General features: G+C 36.1%; 20 protein-coding genes and 3 tRNA genes. 20 read left to right on the forward strand and 3 right to left on the reverse strand.

The features are described 5' to 3' along the window. The first annotated feature begins 30 nt into the window (after nt 1–30). The 18 genes from rpsR (at nt 31) to rlmH (ending at nt 17,659) form a co-directional block, all read left to right on the forward strand. Complete coding sequence (gene rpsR / locus M1D60_RS00105) at nt 31–273, forward strand: 30S ribosomal protein S18 (RefSeq protein ID WP_456277208.1); 243 nt, start codon at nt 31–33, stop codon at nt 271–273. 114 nt (nt 274–387) lie between these two features. Continuing rightward, the gene (locus M1D60_RS00110) at nt 388–1,326 is read left to right on the forward strand and encodes a YybS family protein (protein WP_456277209.1); all 939 of its coding nucleotides are present in this window, start codon (nt 388–390) and stop codon (nt 1,324–1,326) included. A gap of 31 nt (nt 1,327–1,357) precedes the next feature. Continuing rightward, nucleotides 1,358–3,334: a DHH family phosphoesterase gene (locus tag M1D60_RS00115; RefSeq protein WP_456277210.1), complete on the forward strand. Its 1,977-nt coding sequence runs from the start codon at nt 1,358–1,360 to the stop codon at nt 3,332–3,334. Further along, nucleotides 3,331–3,777: a 50S ribosomal protein L9 gene (gene rplI, locus M1D60_RS00120; protein ID WP_456277211.1), complete on the forward strand. Its 447-nt coding sequence runs from the start codon at nt 3,331–3,333 to the stop codon at nt 3,775–3,777. The genes M1D60_RS00115 and rplI overlap by 4 nt, the downstream gene beginning before the upstream one ends. A gap of 225 nt (nt 3,778–4,002) precedes the next feature. Then, complete coding sequence (dnaB, locus tag M1D60_RS00125) at nt 4,003–5,361, forward strand: replicative DNA helicase (protein WP_456279532.1); 1,359 nt, start codon at nt 4,003–4,005, stop codon at nt 5,359–5,361. 208 nt (nt 5,362–5,569) lie between these two features. Further along, complete coding sequence (locus M1D60_RS00130) at nt 5,570–6,862, forward strand: adenylosuccinate synthase (RefSeq protein ID WP_456277212.1); 1,293 nt, start codon at nt 5,570–5,572, stop codon at nt 6,860–6,862. 389 nt (nt 6,863–7,251) lie between these two features. Then, nucleotides 7,252–7,327: transfer RNA gene (locus M1D60_RS00135), tRNA-Lys, on the forward strand. Between the two features lie 16 nt (nt 7,328–7,343). Beyond that, nucleotides 7,344–7,418 (forward strand) — tRNA-Glu (locus M1D60_RS00140). Between the two features lie 528 nt (nt 7,419–7,946). After that, nucleotides 7,947–8,019, forward strand: a tRNA-Phe gene (locus tag M1D60_RS00145). A gap of 297 nt (nt 8,020–8,316) precedes the next feature. After that, nucleotides 8,317–9,756 (forward strand): peptidoglycan DD-metalloendopeptidase family protein, encoded by a 1,440-nt coding sequence (locus tag M1D60_RS00150; protein ID WP_456277213.1) that lies wholly within the window; start codon nt 8,317–8,319, stop codon nt 9,754–9,756. 266 nt (nt 9,757–10,022) lie between these two features. After that, entirely contained in the window at nt 10,023–10,730 is a 708-nt protein-coding gene (gene yycF, locus M1D60_RS00155; RefSeq protein ID WP_456277214.1) for a response regulator YycF, read from the forward strand. 6 nt (nt 10,731–10,736) lie between these two features. Next, entirely contained in the window at nt 10,737–12,563 is a 1,827-nt protein-coding gene (walK, locus tag M1D60_RS00160; RefSeq protein WP_456279533.1) for a cell wall metabolism sensor histidine kinase WalK, read from the forward strand. Continuing rightward, nucleotides 12,560–13,900, forward strand: a complete 1,341-nt coding sequence (locus M1D60_RS00165; protein WP_456277215.1) for a YycH family regulatory protein — start codon at nt 12,560–12,562, stop codon at nt 13,898–13,900. Before walK ends, M1D60_RS00165 begins: the two co-directional genes overlap by 4 nt. Beyond that, complete coding sequence (locus M1D60_RS00170) at nt 13,887–14,675, forward strand: two-component system regulatory protein YycI (protein ID WP_456277216.1); 789 nt, start codon at nt 13,887–13,889, stop codon at nt 14,673–14,675. Before M1D60_RS00165 ends, M1D60_RS00170 begins: the two co-directional genes overlap by 14 nt. Beyond that, nucleotides 14,675–15,469, forward strand: a complete 795-nt coding sequence (locus tag M1D60_RS00175) for an MBL fold metallo-hydrolase (RefSeq protein ID WP_456277217.1) — start codon at nt 14,675–14,677, stop codon at nt 15,467–15,469. The genes M1D60_RS00170 and M1D60_RS00175 overlap by 1 nt, the downstream gene beginning before the upstream one ends. Before the next feature lie 135 nt (nt 15,470–15,604). Continuing rightward, a complete protein-coding gene (locus M1D60_RS00180) occupies nt 15,605–16,822 on the forward strand; it encodes a S1C family serine protease (protein ID WP_456277218.1) in 1,218 nt (405 codons plus the stop codon). A gap of 116 nt (nt 16,823–16,938) precedes the next feature. Then, the gene (locus M1D60_RS00185; RefSeq protein WP_456277219.1) at nt 16,939–17,121 is read left to right on the forward strand and encodes a CxxH/CxxC protein; all 183 of its coding nucleotides are present in this window, start codon (nt 16,939–16,941) and stop codon (nt 17,119–17,121) included. A gap of 58 nt (nt 17,122–17,179) precedes the next feature. Beyond that, on the forward strand, nt 17,180–17,659 hold the full coding sequence (gene rlmH / locus M1D60_RS00190) for a 23S rRNA (pseudouridine(1915)-N(3))-methyltransferase RlmH (protein ID WP_456277220.1): 480 nt from the start codon (nt 17,180–17,182) through the stop codon (nt 17,657–17,659). 70 nt (nt 17,660–17,729) lie between these two features. On the opposite strand, the gene M1D60_RS00195 is transcribed toward rlmH, so the two are convergent. The 3 genes from M1D60_RS00195 to mntA form a co-directional block, all read right to left on the reverse strand. Then, nucleotides 17,730–17,990 carry a hypothetical protein gene (locus tag M1D60_RS00195; protein ID WP_456277221.1) on the reverse strand — a complete coding sequence of 87 codons (261 nt, stop codon included), beginning with the start codon at nt 17,988–17,990 and terminating at the stop codon, nt 17,730–17,732. 194 nt (nt 17,991–18,184) lie between these two features. Further along, complete coding sequence (gene hepT, locus M1D60_RS00200; RefSeq protein ID WP_456279534.1) at nt 18,185–18,592, reverse strand: type VII toxin-antitoxin system HepT family RNase toxin; 408 nt, start codon at nt 18,590–18,592, stop codon at nt 18,185–18,187. After that, complete coding sequence (gene mntA, locus M1D60_RS00205; RefSeq protein ID WP_456277222.1) at nt 18,585–18,995, reverse strand: type VII toxin-antitoxin system MntA family adenylyltransferase antitoxin; 411 nt, start codon at nt 18,993–18,995, stop codon at nt 18,585–18,587. The genes hepT and mntA overlap by 8 nt, the downstream gene beginning before the upstream one ends. Before the next feature lie 190 nt (nt 18,996–19,185). Between mntA and M1D60_RS00210 the strand changes: the two genes are divergently transcribed. After that, on the forward strand, nt 19,186–20,829 hold the full coding sequence (locus M1D60_RS00210) for an RNA-binding domain-containing protein (protein ID WP_456277223.1): 1,644 nt from the start codon (nt 19,186–19,188) through the stop codon (nt 20,827–20,829). A gap of 598 nt (nt 20,830–21,427) precedes the next feature. After that, on the forward strand, nt 21,428–23,401 hold the full coding sequence (locus M1D60_RS00215) for an ABC transporter permease subunit (protein ID WP_456277224.1): 1,974 nt from the start codon (nt 21,428–21,430) through the stop codon (nt 23,399–23,401). The last annotated feature ends 5 nt before the right edge of the window (nt 23,402–23,406 follow it).

A 23,406-nucleotide genomic window follows, 5' to 3' on the forward strand; every position in this document is an offset into this window, starting at 1 on the left:
AAAATTTCTTATAGAAGGGAGGCATTTATTATGGCTGGATTCCGTAAAGGTGGACGTGGAGGTAAGCGTAAAAAGGTGTGTTTCTTCACATCAAACGGTATTGAAACGATCGATTTTAAAGACGTAGACTTACTTAAGCGTTTTGTATCGGAGCGTGGTAAGATTTTACCTCGTCGTGTAACTGGTACAAGTGCAAAGTACCAACGTAAGTTAACAGTTGCAATTAAGCGTGCTCGTCAAATGGCATTGCTACCATATGTATCTGGTGAATAATTAAAGTGAGCAGCAGGGAAACCTTGCTGCTTTTTTATTTTTTGAAAAGATATGGAGTATGTTATAATATCACAAAGTATTAATTGTTACATAGACCTTGGAAAGAGGAGACATATGGGAAAAACAAAAGCACTTACTGAAGGTGCTATCATGCTAGCACTATATATGGTTTTATTTTTAATAACCCTCTATATACCGTTATTAGGCTCAATCACAATCTTTGCCTTATCACTACCATTTGTAGTTTTTACAAGTAGAAGAGGATGGAAAAGTGGACTCCTATTATTTGGTGCATCCGTTATTCTCACCTTGTTGTTTGGATCAGTTCTTGCTTTGCCCTCCACATTTCTATTTGGACTAAGTGGAGTTGTTATTGGTTACTTATATAAAATCAATCGTTCTAAATTTGAAGTCCTTTCAATTGGAAGTATCGCTTATATATTATTGTTACTTGTGATTTATGCGATTATTACAGTTGTTATGGACATTAATCCGATTGAGGAAGTCCAAACTATTGTAGATGAGTCAATAAATATGTCCAGGGAAATGATGGAGGCGTTAGGGCAGACCATTAATCAAAGTCAATTAGACCAGTTAGAAGAGGCTTTTGAATTAGCATCTCTATTAATGCCGACAGTTATTGTATTTGTTGGTGTATTTCTATCATTTATCACTCAGTTAATATCTGCTAAGATTCTTAGCAGGCTTGGACAAAAAGTTGAAAAATGGCCACCATTTAGATCTATTCAATTACCAAGAAGTCTCATCTGGTATTATTTACTCGCAATGATTGCTATGATGTTCAAGATGGATCAGGAATCCATGTTATTTTTAGCAGTCTTTAACCTGTACCATATTTTGCAGTTATTAATGATTTTACAAGGACTCTCGTTTATCTTTTATTTTTGCTATCATAAAAACCTTTCAAAGGGAATACCCATTACTATCTTAATAATATCCTTCCTTATTCCTGGACTACTTTATATTGTTCGTTTAGTAGGTATAATAGATTTAGGATTTAATTTAAGAAGCAGAGTGGAGAGTAAAAAATAAACTAGTAAAGTCATGTTTAGGAGCTGAAAACATGCCTAATTTTCACCAAAAGAGAATCTATCGTATTCCCGTGTATATGTTAATAGCTTTAACAGCCTTTCTAATCGGAATCATTGGCTTTTTTCAATGGGTCTTCGGTCTAATTGGATTCTTACTTCTGGGTGTTGTATTATTTTTTCTATTAAGATCTGAAATACTATTTCGTGAGGATATGGAACAATATGTGTCTACTCTTTCACACCGTGTAAAACGGGTTGGTGAAGAAGCACTGATGGAAATGCCAATCGGAATTATCCTTTACAATGAGGATTTTAAAATTGAATGGACAAATCCTTTTATGGCTTCCTTTTTTGAGGAAGAGACATTAATAGGAAAGCCTATTCAGGAACTTGCTGAGGTTATCCTTCCTATTATTAAAAATCAAGTTGAAACCGAAGTTATTAATATAAATGATCGAAAGCTAAGGATCATTCATAAAAAAGAAGAGCGCCTTATCTATTCTTTTGATGTAACTGAAGAGGTCCAGCTGGAAAAGCAATATGAGGAAGAAAAGTCAGTACTAGGTGTTATTTACTTAGACAATTATGATGAAGTCACACAAGGAATGGATGATCAAAGGAAAAGTAATATCAATAGCCAGATTACATCCATCTTAAATAAATGGGCTACAGATAATGGTGTCTTTCTAAAAAGAACTTCGTCTGAACGATTTTTCGCCATCTTTAATGAACAAATCCTGCACCAGTTGGAAAAGACGAAGTTTGAAATATTAGATTTAGTTAGAGAGCATACATCTAAGCAGAGTAGTCCACTTACATTAAGTATTGGTATTGGAACGGGCACCTCTTCGCTGCCGGAATTAGGTTCGCTAGCTCAATCTGGTTTAGATTTAGCTTTAGGACGTGGTGGTGATCAAGTAGCCATCAAAAGATCTAATGGTAAAGTTAAATTCTACGGTGGAAAAACCAATCCAATGGAAAAGCGAACAAGGGTAAGGGCTAGGGTAATTTCGCATGCTTTAAGAGAGCTTGTCATTGAGAGTGATAAAATTCTCATTATGGGTCATAAATATCCTGATATGGATGCAATTGGAGCATCTATTGGAATCTTGAAGGTTGCCCAGGCAAATCAAAAAGAAGGTTTTATTGTTATTGATAAGAATGAATTAGATACAGGCGTCCAACGCTTAGTTAGTGAAGTCAAGTTACATCCGGAGCTTTGGTCAAGGTTTATAAGTCCTGAGCAAGCAATGGAGCTCTCCACGGAAGATACCCTTCTCGTAGTTGTTGATACACATAAACCATCATTAGTCATTGATGAAAGGCTACTGTCAAGGCAGGAACGAATTGTCGTAATTGATCACCACCGTCGCGGGGAAGAGTTCATTGAAAGTCCATTGCTTGTCTATATGGAGCCTTATGCGTCATCAACAGCTGAGTTAGTAACAGAACTACTCGAGTATCAGCCTAAGCGCTCTAAATTAAATATATTAGAGGCAACATCATTATTAGCGGGTATTATAGTTGATACGAAAAGCTTTACGTTAAGAACGGGTTCTCGTACGTTTGATGCTGCTTCTTACTTAAGAGCCCATGGAGCTGATACGATCCTTGTACAGAAGTTTTTAAAAGAAGACATCGATGTATTTGTAAAGCGTTCTAAAATAGTAGAAAATACCGCCATATATAAGAATGGCATTGCTATTACTAAAGGACAGCAGGAAGAAAAATATGATCAAGTTCTGATTGCCCAAGCAGCTGATACACTCTTATCCATGAGTGGAGTGGTTGCCTCATTTGCCATTGCAAATCGACAGGATGGCTTAGTGGGTATAAGTGCACGCTCATTAGGGGATATCAATGTCCAGGTCATCATGGAGGCGTTAGATGGTGGAGGGCACTTAACAAATGCAGCTACACAATTAACTGGTATGTCGATTGAAGATGCTGAACTAAAATTAAAAGCAGCTATAGATGAATATCTTGAGGAAGGGAGTAATGAGAAATGAAGGTAATCTTTTTAAAGGATGTTAAAGGTAAAGGTAAAAAAGGTGAAGTTAAAAATGTAGCAGATGGATATGCACATAACTTCCTTATTAAACAAGGACTTGCTGTTGAAGCCAATGCTTCAGCTGTTAGTACATTAGAAGCACAGAAGAAAAAGGAACAGAAGGAAGCTGAAACAGAATTAAAGGAAGCACAACAGCTTAAGGAAAAACTAGAACAGCTAACGGTAAACCTAACAGCCAAATCTGGTGAAGGTGGAAGACTTTTTGGATCCATCACAACAAAACAAGTCGCAGACGAGCTTCAAAAAGCACATAAAATTAAAGTAGATAAGCGTAAAATGGAGCTAAATGAACCAATTCGTTCATTAGGAGTAACCAATATTCCAGTTAAGCTTCATACAGAAGTTACGGCAACTTTAAAAGTACATGTAAAAGAACTATAATGGGTAAGCAGCTATTGAATAGCTGCTCTTTTTTATCGAACTTTTTGGTTATACTTTTTGGTTCAACTATAACTTGAGACTGCTTCCATTCTAATCTACACCAAAGTTTAACAATGTCTTATTTTATCTATCATTTTTGAATATGTTAAAAATGGAAGTGCTATGAAGAGTATAAATTTGATACAATCAGTAATAGAACAAGAAAGAGGGGAAGGAAATCAATTTATGACTGATGTATTTGCAGATCGTACCCCACCTCAAAATATAGAAGCAGAACAAGCGGTATTAGGTGCTGTTTTTTTAGAGCCATCTTCTTTAACAACAGCATCTGAAATTCTAATTCCAGAGGATTTCTATCGTGCTTCACATCAAAGAATTTTTAATGTCATGCTTTCTTTAAATGAAAAAGGAGAGCCTGTTGACCTTGTAACGGTAACATCTGAACTTGCTGATTTAAAGCTACTCGAAGAAATTGGAGGAGTATCTTATCTAAGTGATCTAGCAAACTCCGTACCAACGGCAGCTAACATAGAATATTATGCAAAAATAGTGGAAGAGAAATCGATTCTAAGAAGGTTAATTAGAACAGCTACATCGATTGTAACTGATGGATATGCTAGGGATGATGAGGTAGATGTCCTATTAAATGAGGCTGAAAAGGGGATTCTTGATGTTTCTAGAAGAAAGAATAGTGCTTCCTTCCAAAATATTAAAGATGTTTTAGTTGAAGCCTATGATAATATTGAACTACTTCATAATCGAGTTGGTGATATTACAGGTATACCAACTGGATTTAGAGAGTTAGATAGAATGACAGCAGGATTTCAACGTAATGATTTAATTATTGTGGCAGCTCGTCCTTCCGTTGGTAAAACCGCCTTCGCATTAAACATTGCACAAAATGTGGCCACCAAAACAGAAGAAAATGTTGCTATTTTCAGTCTGGAGATGGGTGCCCAACAGCTAGTTATGCGTATGCTATGTGCAGAGGGCAACATCAATGCACAAAACCTCCGTACGGGTAAATTAACATCCGAGGACTGGGGAAAGCTTACCATGGCAATGGGTAGTCTCTCTAATGCAGGAATATACATCGACGATACGCCTGGAGTTAAGATAAATGAAATTCAATCAAAATGTAGAAGACTGAAACAAGAGAGCGGGCTTGGGATGATTCTTATTGACTATTTACAGCTGATCCAGGGAAATGGACGAGCTGGAGAGAATCGTCAGCAGGAAGTATCAGAAATTTCCCGTTCGTTAAAGCAACTTGCCCGTGAACTTGAAGTACCAGTTATTGCTCTTTCTCAGCTCTCTCGTGGAGTTGAATCCCGTCAGGATAAGCGTCCGATGATGTCGGATATCCGTGAATCAGGAAGTATTGAGCAGGATGCTGATATTGTTGCTTTCCTATATCGTGATGATTATTATGATAAAGAATCAGAGGCTAAGAATATTATAGAAATTATTATCGCAAAGCAACGTAACGGTCCAGTTGGAACTGTTGAACTAGCCTTTGTGAAAGAATACAACAAATTCGTAAACTTAGAAAAGCGTTTTGAAGATTCAGGAGTACCAGCATAGTAGAAAGAACCCTTCATTATAGGAGGGTTCTTTTCTTATTTAGGGTATAATAGTAAAAGGTACGGAAGTTTGACAATAAAACGAACGAATATTACAAGTGCTATTATTAATGTTCGGATTTAATTGACTTTTTTGAAATATATAAGTATACTTACAGTTGTTTGAACAGACATTTATAGATAAGGTAAATATATGTGGAGGTGCTGAAATGTCATCAGTTGTTGTTGTGGGAACACAATGGGGAGACGAAGGAAAAGGAAAGATTACTGATTTTCTTTCAGAAAATGCAGAGGTTGTAGCACGTTATCAAGGCGGAAATAATGCAGGCCATACGATTGTGTTTAATGGACAAAAATATAAGCTACATCTGATTCCTTCTGGGATTTTCTATTCTGATAAGATTTGTGTATTAGGGAATGGAATGGTAATAGACCCTAAAGCATTAGTAGAGGAATTGAAATACTTACACGATTTAGGCGTATCTACGAAAAACTTAAAAATCAGTAACCGTGCCCATGTGATTCTACCTTATCATTTAAAATTAGACGAAGTAGAAGAAGAGCGTAAAGGTGCCAACAAAATTGGTACAACCAAAAAGGGAATTGGTCCAGCATACATGGATAAGGCAGCTAGAATTGGTATTCGAATTGCTGATCTACTAGACCGTGAAGAATTTGAAGCAAAGCTTAGCCATAACTTAGCTGAGAAAAATCGTTTATTAGAGAAATTCTACGAGGTAGAAGGATTAAAAATAGAAGATATCTTGGATGAATATTATGAGTATGGTCAACAAATTGCACAATATGTGTGTGATACATCAGTTGTATTAAACGATGCATTAGATGATGGTAGACGTGTGCTTTTTGAAGGTGCACAAGGAGTTATGCTTGATATCGATCAAGGTACGTATCCGTTTGTAACATCCTCTAATCCTATTGCTGGTGGAGTAACTATTGGTAATGGGGTAGGTCCATCTAAAATCAAGCATGTTGTAGGGGTATCTAAGGCATACACAACACGTGTGGGAGACGGTCCTTTCCCAACTGAAATGCATGATGAAATAGGTCATCAAATCCGTGAAGTAGGTCGTGAATATGGAACAACAACCGGCCGTCCTCGTCGTGTTGGTTGGTTTGACAGTGTGGTAGTAAGACATGCGAGAAGAGTTAGCGGCATCACAGATTTATCATTAAACTCAATTGATGTGTTAACAGGTATTGAAAAGCTGAAAATTTGTGTGGCTTACCAGTATAATGGTCAAATCATTGAAGAATTCCCAGCTAGTTTAAAGGTATTAGCACAATGTGAGCCAGTTTATGAAGAGCTTCCTGGTTGGACAGAAGATATAACTGGAGTAAAGAGTATTAATGATTTACCAGAAAATGCTCGTCACTATCTAGAACGTATCTCTCAACTTACAGGAATTCCATTATCAATATTCTCTGTAGGCCCAGATCGTTCACAAACTAATCTGCTTAGAAGTGTATATGGTCCGCAATAAGAAATAAATAAAAAGGGCCCTGTTCAATTATTTTGGACAGGGCTTACTTATATAAAAAGCAATCATAATACATATCCTAACAACATAAAAGGGAAAAAGTCACGAGAAAGCCATGAGGGAAGTGGGAGTAATATCCTATTAAAAGAAAAAATAAAAAGAAATCTTGCATTCTATTAAATAGCCATGCTATTATAGTACATGTTGCTTAAGCAGATTTAATTTAAACAAAACATAATATAAAGAGCCATTAGCTCAGTCGGTAGAGCACGATCGAATAAGCTTCATTGAAAAAGCATCAGCGAACCAATCGAGCCGCTACTTGAAAGACATCCTGAGATTGGGTCGTCTTTAATGAAGGCAAACCAAGATCGAACAAAACATTATATGAAGAGCCATTAGCTCAGTCGGTAGAGCATCTGACTTTTAATCAGAGGGTCGAAGGTTCGAGTCCTTCATGGCTCACCAATTCTAATTAGTAAATGGCCCATTGGTCAAGCGGTTAAGACACCGCCCTTTCACGGCGGTAACACGGGTTCGAATCCCGTATGGGTCACCAACTTATTCATAAAAGTAATAATCGATTACTTGTTTGAATATTTTAAATAGGGTCTGGGACACAAATAGACATTACCTATATAACCAAATTTATGGCTCGGTAGCTCAGTCGGTAGAGCACGCCCGAGTAAGCATCATTGAATAAGCATCAGCGCACCAATCGAGCTGCTACTTGAGTAAGCTTCCTGAGATTGGGGCGAAGGTAGTAGCAGGAAAAATAGTCCCGGCACAACTTCATATATTGGCTCGGTAGCTCAGTCAGTAGAGCACGCCCGAGTAAGCATCATTGAAATGACTTCAGCACACCAATGGAGCGGCTGCTTGAATAAGCATCCTGAGATTGGGGTGAAGGTTATAAAGAGAAAGTAAAGTCCCGGCATAACTTCATATATATGGCTCGGTAGCTCAGTCGGTAGAGCACGTCCGAATAAGCATCAGCGCACCAATCGAGCTGCTACTTGAGTAAGCTTCCTGAGATTGGGGCGAAGGTAATAGCAGGAAAGATCGTCCCGGCACAACTTCATATATTGGCTCGGTAGCTCAGTCGGTAGAGCAAAGGACTGAAAATCCTTGTGTCGGCGGTTCGATTCCGTCCCGAGCCATCTTTAAAAGACATGCAAGATCAGAAGCATGTCTTTTATCTTATAGTCTATTATCCTATTTTATTACAAGTAGATACCATATTATGACAGAAATGATACAGTTATATTACATATTTCTTATTTTTGTCCTAAATTAATTCAGATTATGCTAAAGTGGAAAAGTGAGACAATTTTGATAATATTACTAATCCAATGAAAAATACTAGTTTGCTAGTCTATTTGTACTAATAGAAACTTCATACTTATACAGTAGGCGCTTATGTTGAAGAAGTAGCCCTTGGTCTAGGAGGAAGAAACGTGGTTAATAAGCAAGAGAAATCTATCGGTATATCCCATTTATTTAAAAGAACAGCTATCACAACATTAGTTGCAACAACTTTGACGTTCGGAACGGTTTCGGCAGATAGCAGTTTAGGAATAGATACGGTATACCATGTTTATGTGAATAACGAAAGAATTGGGATTGTAGATAATAAAGATATTGTAGAACAATACATAGAAGATCAAGAAAAAAAGCTTTTAGAGGAAAATCCAACCTTCTCATATGGTTTAGATAGTAATGTAGTCTATGTAGAAGAAAAAGTTTTTAGAGCTAATGTAAATAATCAGCAGGTTCTTCAATTGCTTTCCGATCAGCTTCAATTAGTAGCTAATGCATATTCAATCGTTGTAAATGAAGAACCTGTTGTCTTCTTAGATAGTCAAGAAAGTGCTGAAGAAGTCATTAAGTCTATGAAACTTCAATATGTTTCCGAAGAAAAACTTGCTGAATTGGAATCTCGTAATCCTGAAGCAACATTACCTCCTCTTACTGAAGAAGAAGGTCGTCGTATATTAGACGTAACGTTTAATGAAAAAGTTACATTTTCTGAAGAAAAAGTTACTCCAAAAAAGATATTATCTGTAGATGAAGCTCTTACCTTTTTATCAAAAGGTGTCCTAGAAGAACAAACCTACCAGGTACAAGAAGGTGATGTACTTGGAAGTATTGCTAGTGACCATAATCTTTCTTTAGAGGAGTTGTTATCTCTTAACAAAGGGTTAGAGGAAGATTCACTTATAAAAATTGGTCAAGAAATGAATGTTACGGCCTTGAAGCCATTCGTAAATATCATTGTAAAAGAAGAAGTTTTTGCTAGAGAGAACATTCCTTATAGTAAGGAAATTATTGAAAATAAAGATAAGCCTAAAGGCGAAAATAAAGTGAAGCAAGAAGGTCGAGATGGGGAAAAGCTAGTAAACTATGTCGTTTCTAAACAAAATGGACGTGTAGTTGAGCAGCAGACAATCAGTGAAGAGGTTGTTAAAGAACCGACCGTCGAAATCATTGAAAAAGGTACAAAGATTATTCCTTCACGTGGAACAGGCTCGTTTGCATGGCCAGCTGTAGGAGGATATATCTCCAGTTATATGGGCTACCGTTGGGGAAGAATGCATAAAGGAATTGATATTGCTCGTCCAAGTAACCGAAGTATACTAGCTGTTGATAATGGCACAGTTACACAAGCTAGCTATGACGGTGGGTATGGTAATCGAGTGGTGATTAACCATAACAACGGACTTACGACTACTTATTCACATTTAAGCAGTATGTCAGTAAGTGTTGGCCAAACTGTATCTCGTGGCCAATCCATTGGAGTCATGGGGGCAACAGGAAACTCTACAGGAATACACCTTCATTTTGAAGTTTATAAAAATGGAACACTACAAAATCCAATGGATTACATTGGCAAGTAAGAAATTAGTCCTCTAGTTTAACTAGAGGATTTTTTTTAATCCGTAAACTTATAAAGGCTCATTTGATTAAAGATTGTTGCTTTAGTGCTATATTCAGTAGCTTAATGGAACAAACAATGTCTAAAAAACCTAAGTATGCAACAGTCTCTATAAATGGAAACAACCACCTTGAGTGAATAGGTGATTTCCTTTACTAGAAATGGTAAAGTTAATAATAGAATAACAGTTTAAGCTTCTTCAAATTAGAATGTAAGGAGTTAACCAACGTGGAAAAAAGAATATTAGTTGTGGATGATGAAAAGCCAATTGCAGATATCCTAAAGTTTAATTTACAAAAGGAAGGCTATGACGTTACGTGTGCTTATGACGGAGTAGAAGCCATTCAAAAGGTAGAGGAATATAAGCCTGATATGATTCTACTTGATATTATGCTTCCTTTAAAAGATGGCATGGAGGTTTGTCGTGAAGTCAGAAAGAAACATGATATGCCGATAATTATGCTAACAGCAAAGGATTCGGAGATTGATAAGGTATTAGGTCTTGAGCTAGGTGCTGATGATTACGTGACAAAGCCATTTAGTACAAGAGAACTGCTGGCAAGGGTAAAGGCAAATATGAGACGCCATCAGCAGAAATCAAATCAAGAAGTTGCAATTGAAACGAATGAAATTACAATCGGGTCACTCGTCATTCACCCTGATGCATACTCTGTTACAAAACGCGGGGAAGAGATTGAACTCACGCATAGAGAATTTGAACTTCTGCACTATCTATCGAAGCATATTGGTCAGGTCATGACAAGAGAGCATCTCCTTCAAACGGTGTGGGGTTATGATTATTTTGGTGATGTGAGAACAGTAGATGTAACAGTTAGACGTTTGCGCGAGAAAATAGAGGATAGCCCAAGTCACCCAACCTGGATTGTAACAAGAAGAGGTGTAGGTTACTATCTTAGAAATTCAGAGCAGGAGTAAAGGATGATGAAGCAAGTCGGTTTTTTTAAATCGATTCATTTTAAGTTCGTTTTAATTTATGTATTACTTATATTAATTGCCATGCAAATCATTGGGGTTTACTTTGTTCAAAGAATTGAAAAGCAGTTAGTGACTAATTTTTCTGAGTCATTGAATGAAAGAGTAGATCTCCTAGCTTATAATTTAGAGCAAGAAATGATTATTGAGCGTGATGATAAAATGCCTAAACTTGAGGAAAAAGTCCAAACCATTTTGTTTGATTTCTTTTCAGAGGATATTGCTGATGTGCGTGTCATCGATAAAAACAGCCGTGTTATTGGAACAACGAATATCAACTACCAACAACTTATCGGAAAAAGAATTACCGATATTCCTGTGAAGCAAGCATTAGTAGCTGGATTTAGAGACCAAGGTAAGGTACAGCTAGATCCACAAACACGTCATCGGATGTTGGTCTTAACGGTACCTATAAAAAATGGGACAAATGTTCTCGGTGTAATTCGTCTAGAGGCATCAATGGAAAGCATTTATGATCAGTTAAAACAAATTAATAATATATTTGTTAGAGGAACAGTAATTGCCTTATCGATTACAGCATTACTGGGCATTTTCTTAGCACAAACGATTACAAGGCCAATGTCAGATATGAGAAAGCAAGCATTGGAAATGACGAAGGGGAACTTTACCCGTAAAGTAAAAATTTATGGATACGATGAAATTGGACAGCTTGCGATTACATTTAACAATTTAACAAAGAGGCTACAAGAGGCACAAGCTACAACTGAGGGTGAAAGAAGAAAGCTCAGTTCTGTTCTAACCCATATGACAGACGGTGTGATTGCAACTGATCGTAAGGGTCGAATTATTCTAATCAATGATCCTGCAGCTGATATGCTAAACGTTTCACGTGAAACGGTCTTAGCGGAATCTGTGTTAACCATACTGGGAATTGAAGAGGAGTATACGCTTGAAAAGATAATTGAAGAAGTCGATTCGCTCGTTCTGGATTTCAGTACAAAGCAAAAGCCTTATATACTAAAGGTTAGTTTCTCTGTTATTCAAAAAGAAACGGGATTAGTAAATGGTTTGATTGCAGTCCTATATGACATTACCGAGCAGGAAAAGATTGAACAAGAAAGACGAGAATTTGTTGCAAATGTTTCGCATGAATTAAGGACTCCTCTTACGACGATGAGAAGTTATTTAGAAGCTTTAGCAGAAGGTGCTTGGCAGGACCAAGAGATCGCTCCAAGGTTTCTAGATGTGACACAAACAGAAACGGAACGAATGATTCGTTTAGTAAATGACCTATTACAATTATCTAAGCTTGATAGTAAAGACTATCGCTTTGTAAAGGACTGGGTGAATTTCCCTTCCTATTTAAATAGAATAATCGACCGTTTTGAATTAACGAAGGATCAAAAGGTAACCTTTGTACGAAGTATTCCTAATCAAGAAATTTTTATTGAGATGGATGAGGATAAGATTACACAGGTTCTTGATAATATAATTTCTAACGCATTGAAATACTCACCAGAGGGCGGTCAAATTGAATTCCATTTAAATATAAAAGAAGACTTTATTGAAGTTAGTGTGACGGACCAGGGTGTTGGAATACCAAAGGAAAATATTAATAATGTTTTTGACCGTTTCTACCGAGTCGATAAAGCTAGAACAAGAAAGCTAGGTGGAACAGGACTAGGGCTTGCAATAGCAAAAGAGATGGTTATCGCACATGGAGGACATATTTGGATAGAAAGTGAAGAAGGAACGGGTACGACAATCCGTTTTTCACTGCCAGTGGAAAAAGAGTTTGAGGATGATTGGGAATGAACTACGAAAACATTAAATCATTTCTATTAACCATGTTAGTGATCATGAGTCTTGTTTTAACTTGGAGTTTATGGACATATCAACCCAATCTTGGGGTCATTGAAAGCACAGAATTCATAAGTGATGTTGAAATTGGAGAGAAAAGGGATGCAGCAAGTTTAATATTTCCAGAGAAAGTATTATTTCATAAAAATGGCTCCCATTATGGCGCCACTGATCATACGACGGTCAATGACATGATGGAATATATGAGAACTTGGAGATTTGAAGAATTATCTGATATTACAATAGCGGTTGGTCAAGAATACTTGAATCTTATTCATGGTCAGGATGGTATTGAAATTATCTTTCCATCAGAGCTATCCGTGGAAACGTTAAAAACGATTATTAATTTTGATGATGAAATTAGTAGCTCGGTAACCTTTGATCGAGTTATTATTCCAATGATTCCATCTCAACAAGAGGATGCAGTTGCTTACTTTGTCTCCTATAAGAGTAAAAATGTATTTCAAGCAAAGTTAAATAATTTCTCTTATAAAAGCTTTAGCAAAGATGTGTATCAGGTATCCATTGCATTTCCTCAGTATAGTGAGTATCAAGTTAATGACAAGCATAGTATCTTTTTACAAAGTAATCCAGTAAAAGCGAATCAGATTACCTATTATTCTATTAAATATCCTAGTCAGGATTTTAAGGAAGCGTTATTTACCGATCAAAGCTTTGTAAAGCAAGATTCTGCAAATACAGGAGAAATCACCTATTCAGATGGATCTAGAGCCATGTTCATTAATAGTAGTAGTGATATGCTTGAATATGTAAATCCTGCTCCAGCGACAGATCGATCCATGTCTAGTGCACATGATACGATTCAAAAGAGTATTGATTTTGTAAATGACCATAGTGGGTGGACAGACTCCTATCAATTTTCAGAATGGAATCCACTCTCACAGTCAACGACCTTTAGACTGTATATACATGGGTTACCAGTATATGCTTATAGCGGGTTATCTCGAATTAAGCTTACATGGGATGGAGCTAATTCATTTAATACCTATATAAGACCGATGTTTAAGCTGCATTTATCAATCGATAGTGAAACCTCTGCAGTGGAGCTTCCATCAGGGGATGTACTAATTGATATCTTACAAAATATTACGGAAGTTGATATGGATCAACTGGAGGATGCTAAAGTTGCCTATGAGCTGAAGAAGGACTTTTCTAGTGCTAAGGTTACAGTCGAACCGATTTGGGTTGTGAAGCAGAATGGTGAGTGGCATAAGGTTATATTTGATGAAAATATAAAAGAAAGAGGAGGAACAATCATTGAATTGGAGTAGAATAAAAACCATTTTTATTATCGTATTCCTAGTCCTTGATTTGTTCTTACTCTCCCAATTTGTTGAAAAAAGAAATAGTAACCAATTAGGGCTACTCGCAGAAGCAACTCTTGAAGAACAACTATTGGAAAATGATATTTCTTACCCTACTTTGCCAAACGATCCAATCAAGGAGACCTATATCACGGGAAGTAACCGAACGTTTACAGAGGAAGACACCCTGACACTAAAGGGACAGCTCACACAAATTATGAATATGACCAAAATTTATTCTAGATTTGAAAAGCCAATCCCAATCACGGATAACTCACCAGAATGGCTAGAGTCTTTTGTTGCTGCGAATGTAATAGACGGTGATGATTATGTATTTTGGGGATTTGAAGAACAAACTCGGATGCTTATCTTTTTTCAGCATTATAATGATCGAACCATTTTTTATAATAATAATGCCGTATTAAACATTTTTGTAAATGAAAAAAATGAAATGATAGACTATCAGCAGACACTGTTAACAGATATAGAGGAAATAGAGATTGACGAAGAACCGGCAGGAAGTTTTACTGCATTAAATGCAATAGAAAACATGTTTGTTCGTAATGAATTAAAGCCCGGAAGTACGATTACTAAAATAGATCAAGGGTACTATACCTTGATTGCAGAATCACAAATGTTTGTGCCAACTTGGCATTTTATCATCGATGACAAAGAAAACTATTTCGTTAATGCGATTGAAGGTCATATTATACGAGACAGTGCAAAATGGAGTGAAGAATAATGAGCTTACATTTTAGCGTTCTAGCTAGTGGTAGTAGTGGCAACGCTATATACGTAGGAACGGATCAAATGAAATTATTAGTGGATGCAGGGTTAAGTGGGAAACAAATGGAGCAATTGTTCAAGAAGGTGGACGTGAATCCAAAGGAATTAGGCGGAATTCTAGTTACCCATGAGCATAGTGACCACATTAAAGGTGTCGGAATTTTAGCTAGGAAATATGATTTGCCTATATATGCGAATACGAAGACTTGGAAGGCAATGGAGCACTTAATTGGTGAAATACCTCTTGAACAGAGGTTTATTTTTGAAACGGGACATACTCAAACCTTTAAAGATCTAGACGTAGAATCATTTGGTGTTTCTCATGATGCAGCAGAACCGATGTTTTATGTCTTTCATCACGGGGAAAAGAAGATAGTAATCATAACTGATACTGGCTATGTTAGTGACCGTATGAAAGGGATTATTAAAAATGCGGATGTATATGTCTTTGAAAGCAATCATGATGTTGAAATGCTCCGAATGGGACGTTATCCTTGGAGTGTAAAACGAAGAATTTTAAGCGACGTGGGTCATGTATCGAATGAAGATGCTGCCCTAGCGATGGCAGATGTAATTGGTGACCGTACCAAGAGTATTTATTTAGCCCACCTAAGTCAGGATAATAATTTAAAAGACTTAGCACGTATGTCAGTTCATCAAACCTTAGAAGAAAAGGATACGGGTGTTGGACATCGTTTTAAGCTGATTGATACAGACCCCAAAGTTCCAACTTCGTTAACTGCAATTTAACGTTTTGACTTGCCATTCTTCTGATTATAATTTTAAAGACAATGTGTATACTATGGAATTATATACAGACTATAGGTATAGTATACACAAATGGTCCTAATCATAGGTTCATCAGTGAAAGGATGGGTGAGCAAAATGGGGTATTATGATCAAGATTACAAGCACATAAGGAATAAGCAAAAAGGAAATCGTGGAGGTTTTTTTCTTGCGGGTTCTGTTGGAGTAATTTTAGGTGCACTATTAATGATTTTTGGATTACCGGCTTTTGAAAGAATCACGACAGATGATTTTAATCCAGCTGGAAATGAAACAGCTGGGTTAGATGAAAATCCAGGCACTACGGAAGCAATACCTGGACAAACGATTAATGTAAATGTGGTGTCACAGGTGACCCAAGCTGTCGATCGTGTATCAGCAGCTGTCGTTGGTGTCATTAATATTCAAACATCTGGCTTTTGGGAAGAGGCAGGTGAAGCGGGAACAGGTTCTGGTGTGGTATACAAAAAAGAGGATGGAAGAGCCTTTATTGTTACCAATCATCATGTGATTGAAGGAGCCTCTACAGTCGAAATTAGTTTAGAGGACGGTTCTCGCGTACCAGCAGATATTTTAGGTAGTGATATTTTTACTGATTTAGCGGTTCTATCTATTGATGCAGATGCAGTGGATACGATAGCTGAATTCGGGAACTCAGATAATGTCAGACCTGGTGAACCTGTACTTGCGATTGGTAATCCTTTAGGTCTACAATTTTCTGGATCTGTTACACAAGGGATCATTTCTGGAACAGAAAGGACGATTCCACTTGATTTTGATATGGATGGCCATGTTGACTGGCAAGCAGAGGTTCTTCAAACAGATGCTGCGATCAATCCAGGTAACAGTGGAGGGGCTCTTGTTAATATTGAGGGTCAAATCATTGGGATCAATTCGATGAAAATTGCTCAAGAAGCAGTTGAAGGGATTGGCTTATCCATTCCAACGACGATTGTAAGACCAATTATTGCTGATATCGAGCAATACGGAGAAGTAAAACGTCCTTACATGGGAGTAGGATTAAGAAATTTATCTGATATCTCAAGCTATCATTGGCAGCAAACCCTGAAGCTACCGACTGATGTGATAGCTGGAGTATTTATAGAAGAAGTGGTTCCACTTTCTCCAGCTGAAATAGCGGGGCTAGAAGTTTATGATGTCATTGTTGCATTAGATGGAGAAAAGATTGAAAATGCATTAGACTTAAGGAAGCATTTATACAATAGAAAGAACATAGGTGATTCAATGGAAGTTACGTTCTATCGCCAAGGAGAAAAGCAATCCACAACGATGAGACTAGTGGAAGAATCTTATTAACAAGGAACAGGCCAATGCCTGTTTCTTTTTTTATATGAATTCAAACTTTTATCCACATGATTTTTTAAATGTGGATAAGGTATAATAAAAAAAACGACAAAAAATGAGGGATCTATATGATAAAGGTTTGTAGTGAACATATTGAATTAGCCATTGATATCATGGTAGATGAGAAAGAAATCGCACCTGAAATTAATTTGTTAACAGAGGAAGAAAAGTTATCAACAACCTGTGAATATTGTCAAAATAACGCGATATATGTTGTGACGAACATATATTCTGACACAATATGTGGATAGAAAATGTGGATATGTGGATAAGTTATGTGGATAACGTGTTTGTAAATAGGAGGAAGCTGTGAATATCTCAATAATCACGATTGGTAAACTGAAAGAAAAATACTTAAAACAAGGAATCGAAGAATATTCAAAACGATTAGCAGCCTATGCTAAATTAGAAATTATTGAACTCCCTGATGAAAAGGCACCAGAGAATTTAAGTGAAGCAGAAATGGAACAGGTCAAGCAGAAAGAGGGAGAGAGAATCCTTCAAAAGATTTCACCAGATACATATGTGATCGCACTTGCCATTCAAGGGAAAATGAAAAGCTCTGAACAATTAGCAGAGGATCTAGATAAACTAGCGACCTATGGAAAAAGTAAAATAGCTTTTGTGATCGGTGGCTCGTTAGGTTTAAGTGATGAGGTGATGAAGCGCGCAGATGAAGCTTTGTCTTTTTCAAAAATGACGTTTCCTCATCAGTTGATGAAGTTGATATTGGTTGAGCAAATATATCGGGCGTATCGGATTAATCGGGGTGAACCGTACCATAAGTAAATGAGGTTTAAAAATTGAACCACCTAAAACATTGATATTACAACATTTTAGGTGGTTTTAAATTTAATCATTAATAAAAATTTTCCTCGATAACTAAAAATTTATTTTCTACGACTTTATAATCACCATATTGCCTTGAAAGGTAAATCGTTTTTTTCGGTTTTTCTCCTTTTGCAAATACCAATAAGAATTGAGTTTCCATGACATCAATTCCACCAAACAGAAATTTAATCCCGGTCGAGTCTTCAATCATTTGACCCGTTGTATAAGGTCCAAATACATGGGCGTTATCCCATTCAAAATCAGCTAGTGTTGTTAAATCAATTTGCATTTCCCCTGCTTCAATAAGAGCGTATATATCGCTAGATGAAATGGAATGTTGATTACCCAGAGTCTGAAAAAAAATAGCAATAAAAATTGTGATAGTAAGAATGAGTAAGAAAACACTACTTTTACGTATAAAAAGCCAGCTCCTTTTTAATAGCTGTTTAGTTACTGAAGTTAATTAACGTGCCCGAAACGGAGCTAGTGATCCATTTTTAAAATAGTCTTCGTAAACTTTTTAAAATCATCAACATGCTTGTTTAAAATTGCTTTCAAAATATCTAATTCAAGCACTTGATAGTCGTGAACAGCTATATTTCTAAAACCAACCATATTCATTAAAGTTTTTGCAAGTGCTGCATCAATAACCCCGGATTCCTGAAGTAATTTAAATGCCTCACGACTTGCTTTAGGTACGCCTATTTTTTTCTCACTTACAATGTGCATAGCAATATCGATGCTTGCTTCACAGGCGCGTTGAATGTTTAATATAATACTATCTTGCTTCGTGAAGTCTAATAAGTTTTCTGGATTGTCTTCGTAAACTTCATGAATTCTTTTCACACAACGCTCAATTGTTGTAACTTTACTCAAAATGACGTCATTCATCGCCAAACACACTTCCTCTATTTTTAATACCTTCAATAATGATCGCTCGTCGTTCATTTAGTTCAGCATACATACGATACGCTTTTATTTTTTGACGAGTGTATTCATTTTCATTTTGTATATAAATAGGTATACCATTCTCAAAAATCTGCATGGAAAATATTGTATTAATTTCGCGTGTGTCTACAAGATCCACTTCTCGTTCGCAAATAAGTGCTAAATCATTTGCCAAGTTAAAGCGGTCATAAGATGAAAGCTGCTTCTCACTGAAATAAGCAAGATCCACATCACTTTCAACACGTGGAGTTCCTTTTGCAAACGAGCCAAATAAAATTACGAAATCAGGGTTCGTTTTCTTTTGAAGCACTTCAACCATTTGTTTCTTCATTTCTTCGGTAAGCATGCTTTCACCTCCTTTACTTTATTATACGCTTCTTTAAAGTTTATAAAAATATAAACCTCACTTAAACTATTTACGGTGAACCGTACCATAAATAAATGAGGTTTTTTAATTAGACAGATTCCTATCTATTGTTTCCGTTTTACTTGCTAATCTTGGTATAATACTTATATCAAGTTAGGAGGTGTATTCAATGGATATTAATGAAATAATCCAACAGGGTGAATCTAAATATGTAGAGTTTAAAAGTTGGATTAAAGCCGCTAACAAAAAAGAACTAATGAATATCTTAACAAATGAAGCTGTAGGGTTTGCAAATACAGACGGTGGTATCATCTTAGTTGGTGTTGAAGATGATGGAGAAATTACCGGATGTGATGATTATGATGAGCAGATTATTATTGAGAGTATTTATGACAAGACTATACCTAAGCTTTTTACTGATATAGATGTAATAGGGTTTGCTGGTAAAGATATTTTAAAAATAACCATTCAAAAGTCTCCAGAAATTGTGGCTACTTCAAAAGGTGTTGTATATAAAAGATTAGGGAAAAATACAAAGCCATTTTATCCATCAGAATATACCTCTAATAATATAAAAGGATTTAAAGGGGACTACTCCGCAAAAATTATTGAACCTGCTACTAAAAATGATATAGATTTTACTGAAGTAGAGCGATTAAAACTAAAAATACAATCTCGAGATAAAGAGTCTACTTTGTACCAATCAGATAATATTACTTTTTTAAAGGACTTGCGATTGATAGATGTTATAGATAATGAGATTAAGCTAACTGTTGCCGGATTGTTATTTGTTGGTACTAAAGAGGCGATAGCAAAATATCTCCCACAATCGGAAATAATTATTCTTACTTATAATGAAGGTCAAACGGAGTATCATAAAAGATTGGAATTAAAGGTTCCTTTAATTCAATCTGTAGATAGAATTCAGCAATTTTTTGAAGATAGAAACGGAATTAAGAATATTCAAATGGGGCTATTTAAATTAGAAGTTCAGGATTATCCAATTAATGTAGTTCAAGAAGCACTTCTTAATGCTATCTCACACCGTGATTATGAGAGTAACTCTTCCATTTTTGTTAAGTTTTTTCCTAATGAAATCAGTATAGAAAATCCAGGTTCATTTCCAACCGGGGTTGATAGTACGAATATTATTACGCATCCATCATCACCGAGAAATAAATTGATAGCAGAAACACTACAAAAGCTAAAATACGTTCAGCGTTCTGGACAAGGTGTAGATATAATTTTTAAGGATATGCTTTCTTTAGGTAAGTCAGCTCCTGAATATAATTTGTATTCTGATGCAGTAAGTTTAACATTAAGAAGTAGCTTGGAAGACATAGAATTTCTAAAGTTCATTACGAAAGAGCAAGAAAATAACGGTGAGTTTTCAGTTTCAGAAATCTGTATTTTAAAATATATTAAATCAAATAAAACGATTACACTAAGTAAGGCTGCAGAGGTAGCTCAAATTACAACTCAATCGGCATCAAATGTTTTAAACAAACTTTTCCAGAAGAAAAATATTCTTCAACGAGAAACAAGAAATAAATATATGTTTACGCATAGAGTATATGAAAGTTTTAATGCAAATATTGAGTACACAAAGGATAAAGACTTTGATGAGATTCAAGCTAATGTAATGATTTTAGATTATTTATCAAAAAATGAATATATAACCCGTAAAGAAGTTGAGAGGCTTTGTGGATTTTCACCAGCTACAAGTAAAAGAATACTTAAGGATTTAAGGGAGCAAGAAAAAATTGTTTTAGAAGGTCAATCTAAAACCAGTAAATATCAATTAAAAAAATGAGCCGCAAATGAGCCGCAAATGAGCCGCAAATGAGCCGCAAAATTTATACAAGCAATCAAAAAAGAGTCCGACTAATAAAATTAGTTGGACTCTTTTCTTGATATTACGGCTTCCCAAATGTTTAATTTTTATTTAAAGACTCGTAAAAATAGATACAAACATCAAACCTCATATAGACACCAAGGTGAACCGTACCATAAATAGAGGCAAAATCTGTCTGGCTGAATGTTAAATTGATAGTAAATATTTTTTAGGCGATTCATATATGACGCTGACCGCAGCAGGGGTAGAGGATAGCAGAATTAGATTCGACGTCATTCCAGGCGGATCTCACCACGAAGCAACGTGAGGCCTTTATTTACTGAGGCTCATCGTTGGCTGATTCAGCCATAATATAGTGCTTTGAGTCAAAGCCAACTTAATAGAAAAGATTACACGTATGTACAGCATCCCAAAAGTTAGAAATCCACTCTAATTTTTTGGGTGTTTTTTTTATTGTGTAAGGGTTGTAAAAAAAGTAGTTGATTTTTTACAATATTTGGATTTATATTAAACTAACAGTTAATTACCAAAATTTTCTAAGTTGAGGAGTAAAATCATGCTCTTACTAATGAACAAAATGTTGAGGAGTTTCATACTTCTCATCCTTGCCTCGGGCTTTATTATTTATTTAGTTATGATCTCGACAGATGATGTATTCTTTGATAATAAGACTGATTGGAGCTATATGTTTCAGGCCGTTCTTGATTATTATCGAGGGTTAGTTAGTGAGCAATCCCTTGGGTTATCCGAACATTCAGCACCTGTAAATGAAATAGTGGCTGAACATATTGCAAGAAGTATGAAGATCGTTATTCCTGCATATATAATCAGTTTGGTACTTGGGATACCGTTAGGAATTCTCCATTATATTGTTAGGAACAGAAAGGTTCAGAATAAGATACATAAGCTAAACCAAGTTGTTTTTGGCACAGTTCCGGACTTTTTTCTGCTAATTGCCGCTCAGTACGGCTTACTGTTATTAATGAGAGCAAATATCCTCGATATAGATATATTTGGTCATGAAACATGGTTTAACCTGTTATTTCCTCTTATTATGATAAGTATTACACCCATTTTTTACATTGCTAATATAACCTATCAATCTATTTTAAATGAGAAAGATAAGGATTATGTCAGGACCGCTATGTCTAAAGGAACGAGCGAACTGCCTATCATTCTCAAGCATTTGCTCTGGAATGCATGGCCAACCATTCTTGGTTACACCCAGACCCTAATGTTAATCATAATAAGTAGTCTGCCAATCATTGAAAGATTGTGCTTTTATAAAGGTGCGGGTTATCAGCTGCTTACATCGATAAAGGCAAATGATACGTATACAGTAATTGGACTGTTACTTCCGTTCCTTTTAATAGTTTTAATTAGTCTATGGATTACAGATATAATTAAATTCTTCATTGCACCGACTAGCCTTGATCAGGAATTATCTGAAGAGACCATTTCTAATGCAAATAAATTCAGGACCTTCAAAAGGATATATGATTTCCTAAAGACATTTCCCTACAGAAGGGCTAGCAAAAATGTTCTAATTTTCATGAAGGAGTATCCTGCCTTTGCGCTGGGAGTTTTCATCTTAGTGGGAATAGCTGTGTTGGCAATTCTGGGGCCGGTTATGCCTTTTGTTGACAGCAAATTGGAGGGTTTTCGAATTGCTTATGATGAGGATGGAAAGTTAATAAGAGCTCCTCTTCCACCTAGTAGTGAGTATTGGTTTGGAACCGATCGAGACGGACGTGATCTGTTTAGCATCATTGTCCATGGAGCTAATGATACCTATTCGGAATTGTTTTTTATAGTCGTTTTAAGGTTTTTCATTAGTATCCCATTTGGTTATTTTGCTTCTATACATAAGGGTGCACGGAATTTACTGGGCTTCTCAAACAGTATGCTCTCTTTTTTACCAACTATAATCTTAGTTATGTTAGTTGGTAATCTTCCGTCTTTAGAAGAATCTTATAGCCGTTACGCTATGCTTGTGATTGTGATCGCTCTTTTAGATATAGGAAGAATTGGAGAGATCATGAGGCAGGAATTCACCAAAATTAATAAAACAGAATATATGGTAGCAGCAGTATCAATGGGAACACAATGGTATCACATTATTACACGATATTATCTTCCGAATATTTATCAAAAAATTGTCTATATTTTTATAAGTGACATGGCTCGAATTATGGTCCTCTTAGGTGGACTTGGAATCGTTCAAGTATATTTAGCGCAAGACCTGAAATGGGACCCCGATGTGGGGCTAACAATAGAGAATCTAACGTTTACTTGGCCTTCCTTGCTTTCTAACTCCCTGAGGGATATACGAACAGCACCGTGGATTTCATTCTTTCCAGCATTAATGATTGCCATCACGATTATAGGGTTAAATCTATTTGGTACAGGATTGAAGAACTTCATAGATAAACAGAGAAGTAAAAGGCAACAAGAAGAGATTTTAAAGGCGAGAAATGAAGCACAAGAAAATTGGAATACAAATCAATCAAAAGGAAATATTAGCATCTAAGATTA

This window comes from Bacillus sp. AK128, from assembly GCF_053903075.1.